Source organism: Xanthomonas sp. NCPPB 1068, assembly GCF_041479385.2.
GTDB classification, from domain to species: domain Bacteria; phylum Pseudomonadota; class Gammaproteobacteria; order Xanthomonadales; family Xanthomonadaceae; genus Xanthomonas; species Xanthomonas cannabis.
Genome location: NZ_CM192986.1, coordinates 3164924 through 3182621, shown reverse-complemented (window position 1 = coordinate 3182621; position 17698 = coordinate 3164924). Strand labels below are relative to the sequence as shown.

The 17698-nt window shown below is 66.8% G+C and carries 15 protein-coding genes; 11 read left to right on the top strand and 4 right to left on the bottom strand.

What is annotated here, in order from left to right:
- The first annotated feature begins 12 nt into the window (after positions 1-12).
- The gene (locus ACCQ12_RS13485) at positions 13-813 is read left to right on the top strand and encodes a dienelactone hydrolase family protein (protein ID WP_146093176.1); all 801 of its coding nucleotides are present in this window, start codon (positions 13-15) and stop codon (positions 811-813) included.
- A 201-nt stretch (positions 814-1014) separates the two neighbouring features.
- Here the strand turns inward: ACCQ12_RS13485 and ACCQ12_RS13480 are convergent, their stop codons facing one another.
- Complete coding sequence (locus tag ACCQ12_RS13480; RefSeq protein ID WP_166745308.1) at positions 1015-2013, bottom strand: polyprenyl synthetase family protein; 999 nt, start codon at positions 2011-2013, stop codon at positions 1015-1017.
- A 274-nt stretch (positions 2014-2287) separates the two neighbouring features.
- On the opposite strand from ACCQ12_RS13480, the gene ACCQ12_RS13475 reads away from it, so the two are divergent.
- Positions 2288-2830 (top strand): single-stranded DNA-binding protein, encoded by a 543-nt coding sequence (locus tag ACCQ12_RS13475; RefSeq protein ID WP_372381958.1) that lies wholly within the window; start codon positions 2288-2290, stop codon positions 2828-2830.
- Between the two features lie 155 nt (positions 2831-2985).
- On the opposite strand, the gene ACCQ12_RS13470 is transcribed toward ACCQ12_RS13475, so the two are convergent.
- Positions 2986-4533, bottom strand: a complete 1548-nt coding sequence (locus tag ACCQ12_RS13470; RefSeq protein ID WP_179454496.1) for a GGDEF domain-containing protein — start codon at positions 4531-4533, stop codon at positions 2986-2988.
- A 212-nt stretch (positions 4534-4745) separates the two neighbouring features.
- Here ACCQ12_RS13470 and ACCQ12_RS13465 point away from each other — a divergent pair, with 212 nt between their 5' ends.
- From ACCQ12_RS13465 to ACCQ12_RS13430, 8 genes are all read left to right on the top strand, one after another.
- A complete protein-coding gene (locus ACCQ12_RS13465; protein ID WP_372381957.1) occupies positions 4746-5753 on the top strand; it encodes a zinc-dependent alcohol dehydrogenase family protein in 1008 nt (335 codons plus the stop codon).
- Between the two features lie 407 nt (positions 5754-6160).
- Positions 6161-6811 carry an aldehyde dehydrogenase iron-sulfur subunit PaoA gene (gene paoA / locus ACCQ12_RS13460; RefSeq protein WP_184438978.1) on the top strand — a complete coding sequence of 217 codons (651 nt, stop codon included), beginning with the start codon at positions 6161-6163 and terminating at the stop codon, positions 6809-6811.
- Complete coding sequence (locus ACCQ12_RS13455) at positions 6808-7758, top strand: FAD binding domain-containing protein (protein ID WP_179454281.1); 951 nt, start codon at positions 6808-6810, stop codon at positions 7756-7758. Before paoA ends, ACCQ12_RS13455 begins: the two co-directional genes overlap by 4 nt.
- 1 nt (position 7759) lies before the next feature.
- Positions 7760-9967 (top strand): aldehyde oxidoreductase molybdenum-binding subunit PaoC, encoded by a 2208-nt coding sequence (paoC, locus tag ACCQ12_RS13450; RefSeq protein ID WP_372381956.1) that lies wholly within the window; start codon positions 7760-7762, stop codon positions 9965-9967.
- Positions 9964-10977, top strand: a complete 1014-nt coding sequence (locus ACCQ12_RS13445) for an XdhC family protein (protein ID WP_372381955.1) — start codon at positions 9964-9966, stop codon at positions 10975-10977. Before paoC ends, ACCQ12_RS13445 begins: the two co-directional genes overlap by 4 nt.
- A 468-nt stretch (positions 10978-11445) precedes the next feature.
- Complete coding sequence (locus ACCQ12_RS13440; RefSeq protein ID WP_372381954.1) at positions 11446-12054, top strand: nucleotidyltransferase family protein; 609 nt, start codon at positions 11446-11448, stop codon at positions 12052-12054.
- Between the two features lie 531 nt (positions 12055-12585).
- A complete protein-coding gene (locus ACCQ12_RS13435) occupies positions 12586-12801 on the top strand; it encodes a hypothetical protein (protein WP_039414022.1) in 216 nt (71 codons plus the stop codon).
- A 355-nt stretch (positions 12802-13156) separates the two neighbouring features.
- Entirely contained in the window at positions 13157-14407 is a 1251-nt protein-coding gene (locus ACCQ12_RS13430; protein WP_047697497.1) for a DUF819 family protein, read from the top strand.
- Positions 14408-14542: 135 nt separating this feature from the next.
- Here the strand turns inward: ACCQ12_RS13430 and ACCQ12_RS13425 are convergent, their stop codons facing one another.
- Together ACCQ12_RS13425 and ACCQ12_RS13420 are read right to left on the bottom strand one after the other, a co-directional pair.
- Positions 14543-15739: a Tle-like phospholipase domain-containing protein gene (locus tag ACCQ12_RS13425; protein WP_372381953.1), complete on the bottom strand. Its 1197-nt coding sequence runs from the start codon at positions 15737-15739 to the stop codon at positions 14543-14545.
- Positions 15740-15775: 36 nt separating this feature from the next.
- Positions 15776-16585 (bottom strand): ankyrin repeat domain-containing protein, encoded by an 810-nt coding sequence (locus ACCQ12_RS13420; protein WP_184387947.1) that lies wholly within the window; start codon positions 16583-16585, stop codon positions 15776-15778.
- Between the two features lie 193 nt (positions 16586-16778).
- Between ACCQ12_RS13420 and ACCQ12_RS13415 the strand changes: the two genes are divergently transcribed.
- A complete protein-coding gene (locus tag ACCQ12_RS13415) occupies positions 16779-17483 on the top strand; it encodes an HAD family hydrolase (RefSeq protein WP_184374941.1) in 705 nt (234 codons plus the stop codon).
- Positions 17484-17698 lie beyond the last annotated feature (215 nt).

Here is a 17698-nt window from a genome sequence, read left to right as displayed (position 1 = left end):
CGGAGCAAGCGCATGCACAAGCAATGGTCGTGGAGCGGTGTGGGTCTGGTCGGCGTTCTGGCGTCGTTGACATTTCCGGCGATGGCGGCGATGCAGGCCAAGCCGCTGGAATGGAAGATCGGCAAGGACACCTTTAGCGGCGTGCTGGTCTACGACGATGCCGGCGCTGCCACGCGCCCCGGCCTGGTGATGGTGCCCAACTGGCGCGGCGTGAACGACTCGGCGGTGACCAAGGCCAAACAGCTGGCTGGCGACGATTACGTGGTGCTGGTGGCCGACGTGTACGGCAAGGGCATCCGCCCCAAGGACGACACCGAAGCCGGTGCCCAGGCCAAGAAGCTGCGCGATGACCGGCCCACCTTGCAGGCACGTGCGCTCAAGGCGGTGGATGTGCTCAAGGCGCAGGCCGGCAAGGCGCCGCTGGACGCGTCACGGATCGGCGCGGTGGGCTTCTGTTTCGGCGGCACCACGGTGCTGGAGCTGGTCCGCGCCGGCGCGCAGCTGGCCGGCGTGGTCAGCCTGCACGGCGGCATCGCCACGCCCGCTCCTGCCGCTGCCGGTTCGGCCAAAACACCGCTGCTGGTGCTCAATGGCGCCGACGACAAGAGCGTGACCAAGGCGGATATTGCGGCGTTCGAAACCGAGATGAATGGCGCCGGCGCCGATTGGCAGTTCGTCAATTTCAGCGGGGCGGTGCATTGCTTTGCCGAAGCCGATGCCAACAGCCCGCCGGGCTGCCTGTACAACCCGCGCGCGGCCAAACGTGCCTACCGCATGCTGGGCGATTTCTTTGAGGAGCGGTTTGGTCGATAGCGGAGATTGGAGATTCGGGATTTGGGATTCGCAAAAGCGTGGTCCCTTCCTTCGAATCTTCCCGTGAGGTTGTACTCAGGGGCCTGTGTTGAACCGCGCTGTGCCATCGGGTGCCGGGATTCGTCAACGTGCGGCCAAGCCGCCGTTTCGAATCCCGAATCCCGAATCCCGAAGCCCGTCCGGCGCGCGCAGCGCGCCCGATCAATGCGTACGTTCGACCGCGTAACGTGCCAGTCCACGCAAGGCGGCCACCGCCGGGCTGTGCGGCAGGCTGTCCAGCGCGCGTTCGGCGGCGGCGGCATATTCGGCAGCGCGCGCGCGGCTGTAATCCAGGCCACCGGTGGCCTGGATGGCGGCCAGCACCTCGGGCATCGCCGCTGCATCGCCTTGTTCGACGATGGTGCGCAGGCGCTGCCGGGTGGGCGCGTCCGAATGCGCCATGGCGTGGATCAGCGGCAGCGTGGCCTTGCCTTCGGCCAGGTCGTCGCCCAGGTTCTTGCCCAGGTCGGCTGCCTCCGCGGCGTAGTCCAGCACGTCGTCGGCAATCTGGAACGCAAAGCCCAGCTGCATGCCGTAGTCGTACAGCTGCTGCTGCACCGCGGCGTCCGCACCGGAGGCCAGTGCGCCCAGGCGCGTGCCGGCAGCGAACAGCACTGCGGTCTTGCGCTCGATCACCCGCAGGTAGGCGGCTTCGTCGGTGTCGGGGTTGTGCACGTGCAGCAGCTGCAGCACCTCGCCTTCGGCGATGCGGTTGGTGGTGTCGGCCAGGATCTGCATCACCTCCATGCGGTCCAGCTCCACCATCAACTGGAAGCTGCGCGAGTACAGGAAGTCGCCGACCAGCACGCTGGGCGCGTTGCCCCACAGCGCGTTGGCGGTGCTGCGGCCGCGGCGCAGGTCCGACTCGTCCACCACGTCGTCGTGCAGCAGCGTGGAGGTGTGGATGAATTCGATGATCGCCGCCAGTTGGTGGTGCTCCGGGCCGGAGCCGCCGGCGGCGTGGCCGGCCAGCATCACCAGCATCGGACGCAGGCGTTTGCCGCCAGCGGAGATGATGTGATCGGCGATCTGGTTGATCAGCACGACGTCCGAGGCCAGGCGGCGACGGATCAGTGCATCGACCGCGGCCATGTCTGGCGCGGCGAGGGACTGGATCTGGGGCAGGCCCAGCACGGTGGGGAGGTCTTCGGCGATGGTCATGCGCAGGCGTTCGTGATGTGCGTCGATTATAGGTGCCCGGGCCGGATCCGTCCCGCCGGACCCAACCGGTGGCTTCACATTTGCGGCCCGCGGGGCCGGGCCGGGCCCCGCAAAGGCCTGCGTGGGCTGGATTCCCGACCCCCGGCAGGGCGCTTGCCCGGCAGCGCCGCGCGGCAACCCGCCACGACCGCCGACAGGCAGGTGCGGTAACATTGCCGCACAGACATTCATCGTTGCGCGCTCCCGGCGCCAGCGCATCATCTCGGAAGCACCTATGGCCCGCGGCATCAACAAAGTCATCCTCGTCGGCAACCTCGGCAACGATCCCGACACCAAGTACACCCAGGCCGGCATGGCCATCACCCGCGTGAGCCTTGCCACCACCAGCGTGCGCAAGGACCGCGACGGCAACAACCAGGAACGCACCGAGTGGCACCGCGTGGTCTTTTTTGGAAAGCTGGGTGAAATCGCCGGCGAGTACCTGCGCAAGGGCTCGCAGGTGTATGTCGAAGGCGAGCTGCGCTACGACAAGTACACCGGGCAGGACGGCGTGGAAAAGTACAGCACCGACATCGTCGCCAACGAGATGCAGATGCTCGGCGGCCGTGGTGAAGGTGGCGGCGGCGGCATGGGCGGAGATCGTCCGCAGCGCTCGCAGGCCCCGCGTCAGCAGCAAGGCGGTGGCGGGCAGGGCGGTGGCGGATACGGCGGCGGGCAGGGCGGCGGGCAGGATTACGCGCCGCGTCGTCAGCAGCCGGCCCAGCAGCAATCGGCGCCGCCGATGGACGATTTCGCCGACGACGACATCCCGTTCTGAGCCGCGTTGTCGCCCTCGTCATCCGGAAGGCCCGCCATGTGCGGGCCTTCTGCATTCAGTGTCATCGGGGACCGGGCGTCACCGGCTGGCGGGATGGCTCGCTGTCCAGCAGCGGATGACGTTGTCGGCGAGACAGCGACCGGACTGGCGCCTGACTACGCCGATGTGCGATCCCGCCCGCTTTGCTTGGCGCGGTAGAGCGCCGAATCGGCGTCGTGCACGATGGCATCCGGCGTCTGCGGTGTTTCGCCCGGTTCGAAGGTCGCGGCGCCCACGCTGACGGTGACATGCGCGCTGGTTGGGCTGGACAGATGCATCAGGCCCAGACCGGCCACGGCGCTGCGTACGGCATCGGCCAGGCGCAACGCGCCGGCGGCATCGGTATGCGGCAGGATCATGCCGAACTCTTCGCCACCGTAGCGTGCCGCCACGTCCTCGCTGCGGCGCGAGCAGGCCGCGATGGCGCCGGCAATCAGGCGCAGGCAGGCATCGCCATTCACATGGCCATAGGTGTCGTTGTAGAGCTTGAAGTGGTCCACATCGATCATCAGCACCGATAACGGCGACTGCAGGTGCACGGCTTCGCGCAATGCTTGCGACAGGCGGTAGTCGAACGCGCGCCGGTTGGCGATGCCGGTCAGCGCATCCACCCAGGCTTCGGAGCTGAGCTTGGCCTCGTTGCGATGCATGCGGCGCAGTTGCAGGTCCAGCCAGATGCCCACGCCCAGCAGCACGATGCAGCCGAGTGCGGCAATCACGATCCGCTGGCTTGCTGCCTGCCGCCAATTGGCCAGCGCATCGTCCACCGACACACCGGTCAGCACGGTCAACGGATACGGGCGCGCCGGAGCGAAGCTGGAGATGCGCTCCACGCCGTCGATCGGCGAACGATAGGTCGCAGTGCCGTGCTTGCGTGCGCGCATGGTGACGTAGATCGAGGTGCCCGCGATCGAGGTGCCGATGACGTCCTGTTTGTCGGGCCGGCGTACCAGCACGATGCCATCGTCGTTGGTCATGCCGATGGTGCCGTTCGGGCCGACTTCGAAGGTGCTGTAGTAATGCTGGAAATACTTCAGCTGCAGCGTCACCAGCACCACACCGGCAAATTCGCCATCGCTGTCGTTGAGCCGGCGACTGAGGGTCATCACCCAGCTGCCATCGGAACGGCTCCGCACGGGTGGGCCCACCAGCGACAATGCATCGCGGTGGTCGCGGTGATATCTGAAATAGGCGCGGTCGGCGTTGTTGTGGGTGCGGGGCGTGCTGTCCAGCGATGAGCTGACCCAGCTGCCATCGGCCGCATAGATGAAGATGCCATGCAGGCGGTCCGAGCGCCTGGCCTCACGGACCAGAAACTCGTGCATCGCCGAGTGCGCGCCGTTGTTGCCTTGATCGTGTTCGACCCGCGAGACCAGGCCCGACAGCACCGCGTCGGCGATGGACAGGGTGTCGCTGGCATGCTGGGCCAGCGAATTGGCCAGATTCAACGACTGCGCCTCGGCGCTGCGCAGGGCGCTCGCGCGTTCCTCGTGGATGGACCAGTACTCCGAACCGAGCAGCAGTAGCCACGAAATGGTCAGCACGAAGTGCAACGCGATGCGTTGTGCACGTTGGCGCCACCGCTTGGTTGTTGACGTCACTGTGGCTACCTGTATGGACACCAGGGCGATGCAACCGGTGTGCCAGCCTACGCGTGGCCGCAGTGGCAACCGTGTGCAGCCGCGCAGCCACAGTGCCGATCTGTGATTGGCAGCGCACTGCTGCGCTGCAGCCCGCTTGCCGCGTGCGGCCGTCGCGCGGCGGTACTGCATCAGCGTCCGGCGTGACCGCTGTCGCGATGCAAGCCAGCTCGACTGCATCCGCATCACGTTGTGCGTGGTATTCCGGGAGTCGATTCGTTATCCGAGGAGCTCTCATGCGCGCCATTCGTCTCTCGCAACCCGGCGGTCTGGATGCATTGCAGTCGGTCGATGTGGCCGACCCGGGGCAGCCCGCACGCGGACAGATCCGTGTGCGTCTGCATGCCAGTTCGCTCAACTTCCACGATCTGGGCATCGTGCTTGGCCAGATGCCGACGGCGGACGGACGCATCCCCATGTCCGATGGCGCCGGGGTGATCGAAGCGGTCGGCCCGGACGTCAGCGAGTTCGCGGTGGGTGACCACGTGGTGTCCACCTTCTTCCCGTCCTGGCTGGACGGCGAGCCGCTGCATGCGGGCTTCGCCACCACCCCGGGCGACGGGGTCGATGGATACGCGCGCTCGGCGGTGGTCACCGCTGCGCACGCGTTCACCCATGCGCCGGCCGGCTACAGTCATGCCGAAGCCGCCACCCTGACCACGGCCGGCGTCACCGCCTGGCGCGCCCTGGTGGCCAATGGTGGCCTGAAGGCGGGCGACACGGTGCTGGTGCTGGGCACCGGCGGCGTATCGATCTTTGCGCTGCAGCTCGCCAAGGCCATGGGCGCGACCGTGATCGCCACCTCGTCGTCGGACGAGAAGCTGGACAAGCTGCGGGCGCTGGGCGCCGACCATCTGATCAATTATCGCCAGCATGCCGAATGGTCGAAGCAGGTGCTGGAGATCACCGACGGGCGTGGTGTGGACCATGTGGTCGAGGTCGGTGGGCCTGGCACGCTCGCGCAGTCGATCCGCGCGGCGCGTGTGGGCGGGCACATCGCCTTGATCGGCGTACTGACCGGCGCCGCCGGGCCGGTGCCGACAGCGGAGATGATGGGCCGCCAGCAACGTCTGCAGGGGCTGGTCGTGGGCAGCCGCCGGCATCAGCAGGCGCTGGTGCGGGCGCTCGACAGCTTGCCGCTGCGTCCGGTGATCGACCGGGCCTACGCACTCGACGACATCGGCGAAGCATTCGCCTTGCAGAAGTCCGGAGGCCATCTGGGCAAGATCGTGCTGGAGTTCTGACGCCTTGGCCCACCCGGCGATGCCGGCTCACTGACCGCGGAGCCGGCACGCTGATAAAACGCACACTGCAAATTGCATCACAGCATCAGGACCGCGATGCGTAGCGAAGAATGTCTGCGGTGCTGCAGCAGCCCGCGTCGATAGCTCCAACGCCGTCGACGCTGAATGACGCTGCTTCATCGTTGCATGCAAGACACTGCATCCGCGCATGCGCTGGCGCTGCGCCGTGATGAGCACGTTCCATGGATGTATGCAGACGCAACATCACTGCAGTTTGTATGTGCCGGCACTGGACCGGTCGTTCCCCAAGGTGTGAGCAACAGGCGTCGGTACTCACGCGCTTGTGACCGGCGGCGCTGCACATTGATAAAGAACTGAATAAGCCAGCATTGTTGGAGATGCCAGCCATGAGAGATATCAAGATGACCCGTCGCGAGGTACTGATCGCTGGCACGGCGTCGGCAGCCAGCGTTGCCGCAACCCAGTCGATGGCCGCCACTGCTGCCACTGCCATGTCGCAGCGGAAGGCAGTCGAGCCGGCCAACGCCTCCAGCCAGGTTGCCTTCGAAGTCAACGGCAAGCCGGTGACACTGACCCTGGATAACCGCACCACGTTGCTGGACGCACTGCGTGAGCATCTGCAGCTGACCGGCACCAAGAAAGGCTGCGATCACGGCCAGTGCGGCGCCTGTACGGTCATCGTCGATGGGCAGCGCATGAATTCCTGCCTGTCGCTGGCGGTGATGCATCAGGGCGCCAAGGTCACCACCATCGAAGGCCTGGGCACACCGGACAAGCTGCATCCGATGCAGGCGGCCTTCGTCAAGCACGACGGCTACCAATGCGGCTATTGCACACCCGGCCAGATCTGCTCGGCAGTTGCCGTGCTCGACGAAGTGAAGCGCGGCATCCCCAGCCATGTCACTGAAGACCTGACCGCCAGGACCCGGCTGACCACGCCGGAACTGCAGGAACGCATGAGCGGCAACATCTGCCGCTGCGGTGCGTATTCCAACATCGTCGATGCGATCAACGATGTTGCAGGAGACCGCGCATGAAGGCTTTCAGTTACGAGCGCGCCACCTCGCCTGCGGATGCGGCCGCCAAGGCGGCGCGGCAGCCCGGTGCGAAGTTCATCGCCGGCGGCACCAACCTGCTGGATCTGATGAAGCTGCAGATCGAAACGCCGTCGCATCTGATCGATGTCAACGGCTTGAGCCTGGACACCATCGAGGCCACGCCCGATGGCGGCTTGCGCATCGGGGCCCTGGTGCGCAATACCGACCTGGCCGCCGATGCACGTGTGCGCCGCGATTACGCGGTGTTGTCGCGTGCGTTGCTGGCGGGCGCGTCGGGCCAGTTGCGCAATCGCGCCACCACGGCCGGCAACCTGTTGCAGCGCACGCGCTGCCCGTATTTCTACGACACCAATCAACCGTGCAACAAGCGTTTGCCCGGCAGCGGGTGCGCGGCCATCGGCGGCTTCAACCGGCAGTTGGCCGTGATCGGTGCCAGCGAGGCCTGCATCGCCACCCATCCCAGCGACATGGCCATTGCCATGCGCGTGCTGGACGCGGTGGTGGAGACGGTCCGTCCGGATGGACAGACGCGCGCGGTGCCGCTGGCCGATTTCTATCGCGCCCCGGGCACCACACCGCATCTGGAAACCGTCCTGGAGCGCGGCGAACTGATCACCGCGGTGACCCTGCCCAAGCCGCTGGGTGGAACGCATGTGTATCGCAAGGTGCGTGACCGCGCCTCGTATGCATTCGCGCTGGTTTCGGTGGCCGCTGTCGTGCAGCGCGACGGCAGCGCCCGCGTTGGCGTGGGCGGCGTGGCGCACAAGCCCTGGCGCAGCGAGGCGGCCGAGGCGCAGTCGCGGCAGGGCGCACGTGCCATCGCCGCTGTGCTGCTGGACGGCGCACAGCCCACCGAACACAACGCCTTCAAGGTGCCGCTAGTCGAGCGCACCCTGACCGCGATCCTGGCCGACACGAGGGCCTGATATGAAATTTGACACTCCCGCCGGTACCAACCCCATCGATCAACTCAAGCTCGTCGGCAAGCCCGTCGACCGCATCGACGGGCCACTCAAGACCACCGGCCAGGCGCCGTATGCGTACGAGCACCACGACCTGCCCGGACATGCCGCCTACGGGCACGTGGTGGGCGCCGGAATTGCCAAGGGCACCATCCGCAGCATCGATCTGAGCGCTGCACGGGCGGCCCCGGGCGTGCTTGGCATCATTACCGCGCAGAACGCCGGCAAGCTGCAGAAGGGCAAGCGCAACACGGCCAAGCTGCTGGGCGGGCCGGAGATTCAGCACTACCACCAGGCGATTGCAGTGGTGGTGGCGGAAACCTTCGAGCAGGCACGCGCCGCCGGCCAGCTGATCAAGGTGGACTACGGCCGCCATGTCGGTGTGTACGATCTGGACAAGGCACGCGACAGCGCAAAGGTCACCAAGGCCGGCGGCGCGCCGAACAGCGATGTCGGCGACTTCAACGGCGCGTTCGCCGCTGCGCCGGTGCAACTGGATGCCGAATACACCACGCCGGACCACTCGCACGCGATGATGGAACCGCACGCCTCGATCGCGATGTGGGAAGGTGACAAGCTCAGCGTGTGGACCTCCAACCAGATGATCAACTGGGGCGCCGGCGATCTGGCCACCACGCTCGGTATCCCGCGGGAAAACGTGCGCATCATGTCGCCTTATGTCGGCGGCGGGTTTGGCGGCAAGTTGTTCCTGCGCGCCGACGCATTGCTGGCATCGCTGGCGGCACGCGAGGTCGGCCGCCCGGTCAAGGTGATGCTGCCGCGGCCGTTGATCGCCAACAACACGACCCATCGCCCGGCCACGGTGCAGCGCATCCGCATCGGCGCCGAGCGCAACGGCAAGATCACTGCAATCGGCCACGACAGCTGGTCTGGCGACCTTCCCGATGGCGAGCCGGAAATCGCCGCGGCGCAGACGCAGCTGCTGTACGCGGGTGCCAATCGCCTGATCACCACCCGGCTGGCGGTGCTCGACCTGCCCGAAGGCAACGCGATGCGTGCCCCTGGCGAGGCGCCTGGCTTGATGGTGCTGGAAATTGCCATGGATGAAATGGCCGAGAAGCTGGAGATGGACCCGGTTACCTTCCGCGTCGTCAACGACACCCAGGTGGACCCGGAAAATCCGCAGCGCCCGTTCTCGCAGCGGCAGCTGGTGAAGTGCCTGGAGGACGGTGCCAAGCGGTTCGATTGGTCCAGGCGCAAGGCCAAACCGGCTGCTACCCGTGACGGGCGCTGGTTGGTCGGCATGGGCGTGGCCGCGGCGTTTCGCAATGCGCCGGTCATGACCTCGGGCGCGCGCATGCGGCTGGAGCAGGGCGGCCGCGTGGTGGTGGAAACCGACATGACCGATATCGGTACAGGCTCCTACACCATCATTGCGCAGACCGCCGCGGAAATGCTCGGCGTGCCGCTGAACTGGGTGGACGTGCGCTTGGGCGATTCCAGCTTCCCGGCATCGGCCGGTTCCGGCGGCCAGTGGGGCGCAAACAGTTCCACCGCCGGCGTCTACGCGGCCGCCGTCAGGCTGCGCGAGGCCATCGCCGCGCGACTGGGCCTGGACCCGGCCAAGGCCGAGTTTGCCGATGGCCACGTGCGTGCCGGCGGCAAACGCATCGCGCTCGGCGATGCCGCTGCCAACGGTGCGTTGGTGGTGGAGGACAAGATCGAGTTCGGCGACCTGGCCAAGCAGCAGCAGCTGTCCACGTTCGGCGCGCACTTTGTCGAGGTGGGCGTGGATGTCGCCACCGCCGAAGTGCGCATCCGGCGCATGCTCGCGGTATGCGCAGCCGGACGCATCCTCAATCCCAAGTCTGCGCGCAGCCAGGTGATCGGCGGCATGACCATGGGCGCGGGTGCGGCATTGATGGAAGAGCTGGCGGTGGACAAGCGCTTCGGCTTCTTCGTCAACCACGACCTGGCCGGCTATGAAGTCCCGGTGCATGCGGACATCCCGCACCAGGACGTAGTGTTCCTGGAAGAGAGCGACCCGATGTCGTCACCCATGAAAGCCAAGGGCGTGGGTGAGCTGGGGATCTGCGGCGTGGCAGCGGCGATCGCCAACGCGGTCTACAACGCCACCGGCGTGCGGGTGCGTGATTACCCGGTCACGCTGGACAAGTTGCTGCCGCATCTGCCCGCGTTGCTGCGCGCGTGAGCGCAGTCGTCGCTCCGGTCACGCATGTCACGCCGGCCGAATCGGCGTGGCCGGCGTGGCCGGGCTATGCACTGCACGACGATCTTTTACCGGTGTTGACCGCCTGGCATCGCGCCGGGCAGCGCGTGGCGATCGCCACGCTGATCGACGTGCAAGGCTCCTCGCCGCGCCCGCTGGGCAGCGAGATGGCGATCGGTGCCGATGGCCGGGTTGCCGGGTATGTGTCGGGTGGATGCGTGGAGGCGGCAGTGGCGCACGAGGCGATGGCGGCCCTGCGCGACGGGCAGCCACGCTGGCTGGATTATGGCGAGGGCAGTGAGGTGCTGGACATCCAGCTCAGCTGCGGTGGCCGTATCGGTGTACTGGTCTGGCCGGTGCCCGATCTTGCCGAGCATCTGGCGCGCTGGCGTAACGCGCGTCAGCATCGTCGGGCATTCCATGTCGCGCTGGATCGCACCAGCGGGGCAGTGCGCTATCCCGCCACTGCGCACGAGGTACGTCCCGGCGAGTTCCTGCGCATGCATCGCCCGCCGTTACGGCTGGTGGTGGTCGGTGCGGATCCGGCGTTGCTGGTGTTGATAACACTGGCCAGCCAGATGGGTATCGAGCTGCGTGTGCTGCGACCGCACGGCCCGGGCGAGCCGCCCCCCGGCCTGGCGGCCGAGCACTACGACCGCCGTGCGCTCGGCGATGCCTTGAACGACGTCCAGCTGGACACAAGCACTGCCTTGTACAGCCTTGCGCACGACAGCGCGATCGATGTGCAGGTGGCCAGCCGTGGCCTGGCATCGGAGGTGGCGTGCATCGGCATCCTGGGCAGTCGACACAAGCGCGAACAGCGTCTGCAGGCATTGCGCGCACTTGGGCACGATGACGCAGCGCTGGCACGCCTGCGCCTGCCTGCTGGCTGGCGCATGGGTCGCTCCTCGCCGCACACCATTGCGCTGGGCATCATCGCCGAGGCCACGCAGGCGGTGGCGGATGTGCAGGCGAATGTGGTGGCGGGGTAACTTGTTGCGCTTCGACGCGTCGGGCGACCGGGCCTGGCGGCCAACCGTGGTTGTGCACGATCCATGGATCACATGTCCCCCTATTGCAGATCCTGCACCTGGCGGATGAGCGCTCCTCGATCCCATCACCGGCGACCGCCTGAACACCACGCGCGCTTGATCGGCCAGGCACGAGCTGCGTCGATGCGTGGGGCAATCGACGCGGCCAATGCCGCAGCAAACAGCGCGCGCACAGCACGCAGTCACTTCGCACGCACGGTCCGGCTTCTACGCTGGGGTCGTCTCCACTCCGTACGACGTCGCCATGTCACCAGCTCCTCGTTATGACGACGCATTGCGCAACAGGATCGATGCTGCACCGTTCCGGCCGCCGCATGCCCATGCCTCCCGCGCACGCGCCGCCGCGTCGATCACCCTGGTGCAAGCACGTCCATCTCGCGGGTCGTGCGCAACACCGAGCGTGAGCCCATGAGCGGCGATCACGCCGCATTGGTATTGGCGGCCGGGGCAGGCAGCCGGCTGGGACGCTCCAAGCAGTTGCTGCGGCGCGATGGCGAACCGTTGCTGCGTCGCGCCGCACGCATCGCGCTGCAGACCGCGCCACGCCGCTGCGTGGTGGTGTTGGGTGCGGATGCGGAAGCACTTGCCGACGTGCTGCAGGGGCTGGAGGTGGACGTGCTGGTGCACGCCGGGTGGGCCGCCGGCATGGGTTCCAGCCTGGCGGCGCTGCGCCGGCATGTGCAGGGCGACCCCGACGTGCGCCGCAGCCTGATTCTGGGGTGCGATCAACCGGCGCTGGACGCACCGCACCTGCGCGCGCTGCTGGAAGAGGCCGACCGAGCGACCTCGGGCTGCGCCACCAGTGGCTACGCCGGCGTGCGCGGCATTCCCGCGGTGGTGACCCACGCGGCCTGGGCCGATGTGCCACTGCAGGCCGACACCGGCTTGCGTGGCCTGTTTGCGGGTCTGGATGCGCAAGCGCTTGGCTGCGTCAGCGCCCCGGCGCTGGCGCTGGATGTGGACACCCCGGTCGATCTGGTCGCCGCACAGCAACGGGGTTGGATCGACCGGGAGTGAGACGCGATGACGGGTATCGCCTGGCGCGATCGGTCAGCCTGCGACGCACCGGGCCGATGGTCGTCGCCGCCTCAGGACCACAGCACCAACGCTTCCCTGATCACCAGGACATAGCCCAGCACCATCGCGGTCTTGACCGGAAACTGGAATTTTCTGAGCAGATACATGTCAACCCCTTCCCCAAGGATGTGTCCAAGCGCCCCTGCAACTCCTGCTGCATCGCCCGCGCCCTGGTGACGGGCTGTGACGACGTCCTCACTGCTTTTGGCGGAATGTAGCGGCGGGCGTCACCGGTGTCACGTGAGAATTTTCCTACCCGGGTGCCAGTGTCCGCCTGACAGTGCCGTCATTCCCAAACCTGCATGCTGCCTATGCCAAACGCGGGGCCCTCGGCCACTCTCCCGCGGCCCCTTGAGTAAGGGCATGTTGGCGTGATCGCAGCCGTACGACGTCCCCGATGTCGGTGCCGGGCGCCTTGATGCGCTGCAGTGCACCACTGTTCCAGCGCAGCACCTACCGGCCGGAGGCCACATGGACGAGTCCCGTTATGTCGTACGCATTCATCCCGAGCAGGGCGGTTGGTGGGTCACCCGCCCGCAGTGGTCGCCGCTGCGCTACCTGCGCGAGCAGGGCGCGCTGGAAAACGCCGAACTGATGGCCAAACTGCATTGCCTGACCACCGGCCAGCCGAGCGGCGTGGTGTTGAACACGGCCGACGGCGAGCGCCTGGTGCGACGTTACGGCTGAGGTTCCAACCGCAGGTCTGCAGCGCTCGTCGTTGCCGGCCTGTTCGCCGGGTGCCATCCGCGGCAGCTGCAGTGGGTCGCCACCGCGATTGCCGCCAGAGCCGGCGGTGGCCGCCGTCGGCGATGGCGTCGCCGGTGTGCTGATCAACGTCGTTGCGGATCCGGGCGCTGCCCTTGGCCGCCGTGGGGCACCCGCCGCGTTGACCGCCACGGAATCGCATGGCTGATCACCGCGGTCATGCGCCCGATCTGATCCGCAGGGTTTGCGCGACCGCCATGGTCGGCTAGATTCGTCGTCATCGGCCGCTCCCGGTTCGATCCGCATTGGCGGCCCCTTGTCCGGATACCTGCCTGCGGTGACTGCGCCTGCTTCTGCCCTGATTCAAAACGATATCGTCGTCTTTGGTTTGATCGCCGCCACGCTTGGCGCGGTGTTCTGGACGTCGTCGCGCGAGCAGGGCCCGTGGCGACGGTTCTATTCCGTCGTACCGGCGTTGTTGCTGTGCTATCTGCTACCGGGCATCTACAACACCGTGGGCCTGATCGACGGCGCCACGACGCGGCTCTACAACCCCATCGCCCGCGACGTGTTGCTGCCGGCGGCGTTGATCCTGCTCACCCTGAGCATCGACCTGCGCGCGATCCTGGGGCTGGGGCCCAAGCTGGTCGCCATGTATCTGGGCGCGTCGCTGAGCATCATGCTGGGCGCAGTGGTGGCGTTCTGGGTCATGGGCTGGCTGCACCCGGCCACCGTGGCCGGCGATACCTGGGCCGGCATGGCGGCGCTGGCCGGCAGCTGGATCGGCGGGGGCGCCAACATGCTGGCGATGCGGGAAGTGTTCAACGTGGACGCCACCACCTTCGGCCAGTTCGCGGTGGTCGATGTCGGTGTCGGGTATGTCTGGATGGCGGCGCTGATCTTTCTGGCCGGGCGCGCCCGGACCATCGATGCGCGCAGCGGGGCGGACACGCGCGCGCTGGATGCCTTGCAGGAACGCATGGCGCGCTTTCAGGCCGAGCATGCGCGTATTCCCAGCCTGACCGACTTGATGGTGATCGTGGCGGTGGCGTTCGGTGGGGTCGGCCTGGCGCATGCGCTGGCCAACCCGCTGGCGGCGTGGTGCAAGGCGCACCTGAGCTGGGCCAGCCAGTTCAGTCTGGACACGCCCTTTGTCTGGGTGGTGGTTCTGGCCACCAGTGTGGGGTTGTCGTTGAGCTTCACCCGCGCACGCAACCTGGAGGGCGCCGGTGCGTCCAAGATCGGTTCGCTGCTGCTGTATTTCCTGATCGCCTGCATCGGCATGCAGATGGATCTGCTGGCGCTACTGGATCGCCCCTGGCTGTTCCTGCTCGGCCTGATCTGGATCGCCGTCCACATCGCACTGCTGTGGGGCCTGGGCCGCTGGCTGCGGGTGCCGTTCTTTTATTTTGCGATCGGTTCGCAGTCCAACATCGGCGGTCCGGCTTCGGCGCCGGTGGTGGCCGCCGCCTTCCATCCCGCGCTGGCGCCGGTGGGCGTCTTGCTGGGCACGATGGGCTACGCCACCGGCACTTACCTGGCGTACCTGGTCGGTATCACGCTGCGAGCGATGGCCGGGGCAGGGTAGCGGGGGATCGGCCGGTGGTCCGGCCGGCCCAGCGTGGCAGGGTCAGCGCATGCGACATGGCGATCTCTCTGCATGCCACTGCCGTTGTCTGCACCGCAGGCGGCTGTGTGCCGCCTGCGGTAAGGCGGGCGCCGATTACTGCTGAGTGACGCGGCGCTGTTCTTCCTGCTGTTGCGCAGGCGGATGGGCATGTTGCTGGTTTTGCTGCTGCAGCTGACTGACATTGCCGTGCGCGGGTTCGTGTGCGGCCGAGGCGGTCTGGACATGGCTACGCAAATGCGTCGGGTCGTCCATGCGCCCCTGCACCGCGATCAGGCTATCGCCATTGCGGTTGGGCACCAGATGGTCGATGCGCTGCAGGCCGTCGCTGCCTGCGCGTGCAGCCACACTAGCGGCCGTGTTGATAAACGCCGTGTCATCGCGTAGCCCCAGCCGGTCGCGTTGGCCATCCAGCTGCACCACCGCGTCGTTGAACAGCTGACTGCCGGGCTGCAGCGATGCGGCCCGTGCCTGGTCGGGCGCCTGCATGTCCTGCGCCTTGATCACCGAGTCCATGCCGTGCAGATCCAGGCGATGCTTGAGCATCAAGCCGGGCACCAGACGCTGGCCGAACGATAGCGGGTCCGGTTCCGGCAACTCGATCTGGTGGCCGGCCGCGTCGGGCATCGTCCACTTCAGCGGAATGCTGTCTTCCTGCAGGTGGGTCAGGATTTCGTTCTTGACGTGATAGCCGCGGATCAACTCGCTGCTGGCGTAATCCTTGGCTGCCGACGCATCCAGGCCCGCGCGTTCGAGCGTGCGGTCGTTGACGCCGGCGGCGTTGTACGTCACTGCGGGAATGTCGTTGACCATGGCCGACGCCGCGGCCAGTCCGCCGCCCAGTGAATGCCCTGCGATGACCACCTGGTCGCCGAATGCCTGCCTGGCCTGGCTGCCCAGCTGGATCGCCGAGGCATACTGCGCATCGTCAAAGCCCAGGCCCTGGCCGATGTTGTGCTTCCAGTCCTTGCCTTCGTCGGTGCCGCAAAAGCCGAGCACGACCTGGCCCTGATCGTTGCGATAGAACGCGGCATCGAAGCCGCTCTTGGCATCGTGCAGCAGCGCCGGGTCGATACCGGCCTGCTGCAGCGCGCTGTCGTCCATGCGCGACCAGCCATTGGCCAGCGGGGCGAAGGTTTCGGCGCCGCCTTCGCGGCGCTGATTGGCGGTGCTGTAGAGATCTTGCAGCAGCTCCGGAAACTGGCGGTCTTGCGGCTGCGGTTGTTGACCGCGCATCGACTCTGCGAAGGGAGTGATTGCAGCGGTGGAAGATGTGGATTCTGACGGGCTCATGCGCGGCTCCTTGCGTTCGTCGTACGGAAAGCGCGCTTAGCGGCTGCTTTCCACGGGAATATCGTGGGCGCTCAACCACGCGCGCACGTCCGATCTGACCTGTTGGCCGCTGGCATTGAGCAAACGATCCGGCGTGGTGAAAAAATATGCCTGGAAGGTTTTTTGCTGTGCATTGCGCAGCGTGGGGTCCACGCCGGCCTTGAGCAGCTGCAGCACGGCCGGGCTGGCGGCGCCGCTCTGGGCGGCCAGGTGCAGCAGGCTATTGCCGGTATGGTCGACGCGCTGGACGTCGGCGCCGGCGTCCAGCAGCAGGCCGATCTGCGCATCGCGCTTGCTCTGCACCGCACGGAACAGCGGCGTCCAGCCGGCACGTGCACTGACCACGTCGATCGGTGCCTTGTGCTGCAGCAGAATCTTCAGATAGTCCGGGTCCTTGGCCATGGCAGCCATGTGCACGACCGTTTCCTGGTCCATGCCCGGCAGCGATGGGTCCGCGCCTGCGTCGAGCAGGGCATGCAGTGCGCGCGGTTGTTCGTTCCAGATCGCCCATTCCAGCAGGGTCACCTGTTGATCGCCGTGTGCGGCCAGATCGACGGTGGGGGCGAGTGCCTTGATGCGAGCGACGTCGCCCTGCGCGATGGCGTTGGCGATGTCGGTCAGGGCTGGGTCGCGGAAGGCGACGGTATGGTCCTGCAGCGTAGCTGACATGGTGGTTTGCTCCTTGGCACCGGGTGAGGCGGTGCATGAGACCGCGAAAAACGAGGTCGCAAGAACGAGCAGGGTGGGGAATCGCGTCTTCATCGAAATCTCCTTGTCCTGATCGCATTCCTGGTGGCGCCGCAGCACGTCCCGCTGCAGCGCGGCCGATCCTACCAGCTGCGAAAATCGGGCGCGGTAAGATTTCGTGACATGGCTGGGGCCGTGCATGGGCGGTCCAGTCTGCTTGGTCATACGTTTGCCTTTGTCGCAGTCGTGCGATTGCTGCCGTCACATGCACGTGCATGGCGCCACAGCCGGCGGTCACGCCACGGCCCGCATAATGGCGCTTTGCGAGCAGATGGGTGCAATGGTCTACGAGCTACTGATCAGTGATTGCGATGGGGTTCTTGTCGACAGCGAGATACTGGCCGACCGGGTGATGCGCGAGGCGCTGGCAGCATTCGTGCCGGCCGAGCCGCTGGAACATCTGCTGGAGAGCACGTTCGGGCAAACCACGCGCGAGGTATTGCGGCGCGTGGAAGAACGCTTTGCGCTGCAGTTGCCGGAGACCTTGCTGGCGCAGATCCAGGCGCGCAGCGAGGCACTGATCCAGGCGGAGGTGCAGCCGATACCCGGTGTGCGCGAGGCGCTGGAACAGATTCCGCTGCCGTTGGCAGTAGCGTCCAACAGCCGCCGCCACAACGTGATCGCATCGGTGGAACGGGCCGGGCTGACCGCGCGTGCGGCGGGGCGCGTGTTCAGTGCCGACATGGTGGAGCGGCCCAAGCCGGCACCGGATGTCTATCTGCTGGCAGCACGTACGGCAGGGGTGGCGCCGGAGCGCTGCCTGGTGATCGAAGACAGCCCCACCGGTGCCACGGCGGCCGTGGCGGCAGGCATGCAGGTACTTGGGTTTATCGGTGCCAGCCACATTCCGCCTGGCCATGGCGACACCTTGCGCCGCGTCGGTGTGCTTGAAGTGTTCGACGAGATGCGTCATTTGCCTGCGTTGTTCGCACGGCTGGCGCAACGGCGCGCTGGTTGAGGGAAAGGCTTGGTGAGTAGGGCGCAGGCAACGCGCAACGTTGCACTCTGCAGCTGACATGCTGCTCTGTACCTGATCTGCCGGTATCGAGCAATCAGGTCAAGACTCCTGCACTGTGCGTATTGCGATCACTTGGCTGTCTTCACGTCTGGTCGAGGGCGCGGTGCCCTCACCGCTCGCGGGACACGCCGTAGACCCGTCCATGGGGGCTCGGT

Excerpts from the sequence above, each read along its gene's own strand:
- ACCQ12_RS13485 (WP_146093176.1), top strand. The coding sequence starts at position 13 with ATGCACAAGCAATGGTCGTGGAGCGGTGTGGGTCTGGTCGGCGTTCTG.
- ACCQ12_RS13480 (WP_166745308.1), bottom strand. The coding sequence starts at position 2,013 with ATGACCATCGCCGAAGACCTCCCCACCGTGCTGGGCCTGCCCCAGATC.
- ACCQ12_RS13475 (WP_372381958.1), top strand. The coding sequence starts at position 2,288 with ATGGCCCGCGGCATCAACAAAGTCATCCTCGTCGGCAACCTCGGCAAC.
- ACCQ12_RS13465 (WP_372381957.1), top strand. The coding sequence starts at position 4,746 with ATGCGCGCCATTCGTCTCTCGCAACCCGGCGGTCTGGATGCATTGCAG.
- paoA (WP_184438978.1), top strand. The coding sequence starts at position 6,161 with ATGAGAGATATCAAGATGACCCGTCGCGAGGTACTGATCGCTGGCACG.
- ACCQ12_RS13455 (WP_179454281.1), top strand. The coding sequence starts at position 6,808 with ATGAAGGCTTTCAGTTACGAGCGCGCCACCTCGCCTGCGGATGCGGCC.
- paoC (WP_372381956.1), top strand. The coding sequence starts at position 7,760 with ATGAAATTTGACACTCCCGCCGGTACCAACCCCATCGATCAACTCAAG.
- ACCQ12_RS13440 (WP_372381954.1), top strand. The coding sequence starts at position 11,446 with ATGAGCGGCGATCACGCCGCATTGGTATTGGCGGCCGGGGCAGGCAGC.
- ACCQ12_RS13435 (WP_039414022.1), top strand. The coding sequence starts at position 12,586 with ATGGACGAGTCCCGTTATGTCGTACGCATTCATCCCGAGCAGGGCGGT.
- ACCQ12_RS13425 (WP_372381953.1), bottom strand. The coding sequence starts at position 15,739 with ATGAGCCCGTCAGAATCCACATCTTCCACCGCTGCAATCACTCCCTTC.
- ACCQ12_RS13415 (WP_184374941.1), top strand. The coding sequence starts at position 16,779 with ATGGCGCTTTGCGAGCAGATGGGTGCAATGGTCTACGAGCTACTGATC.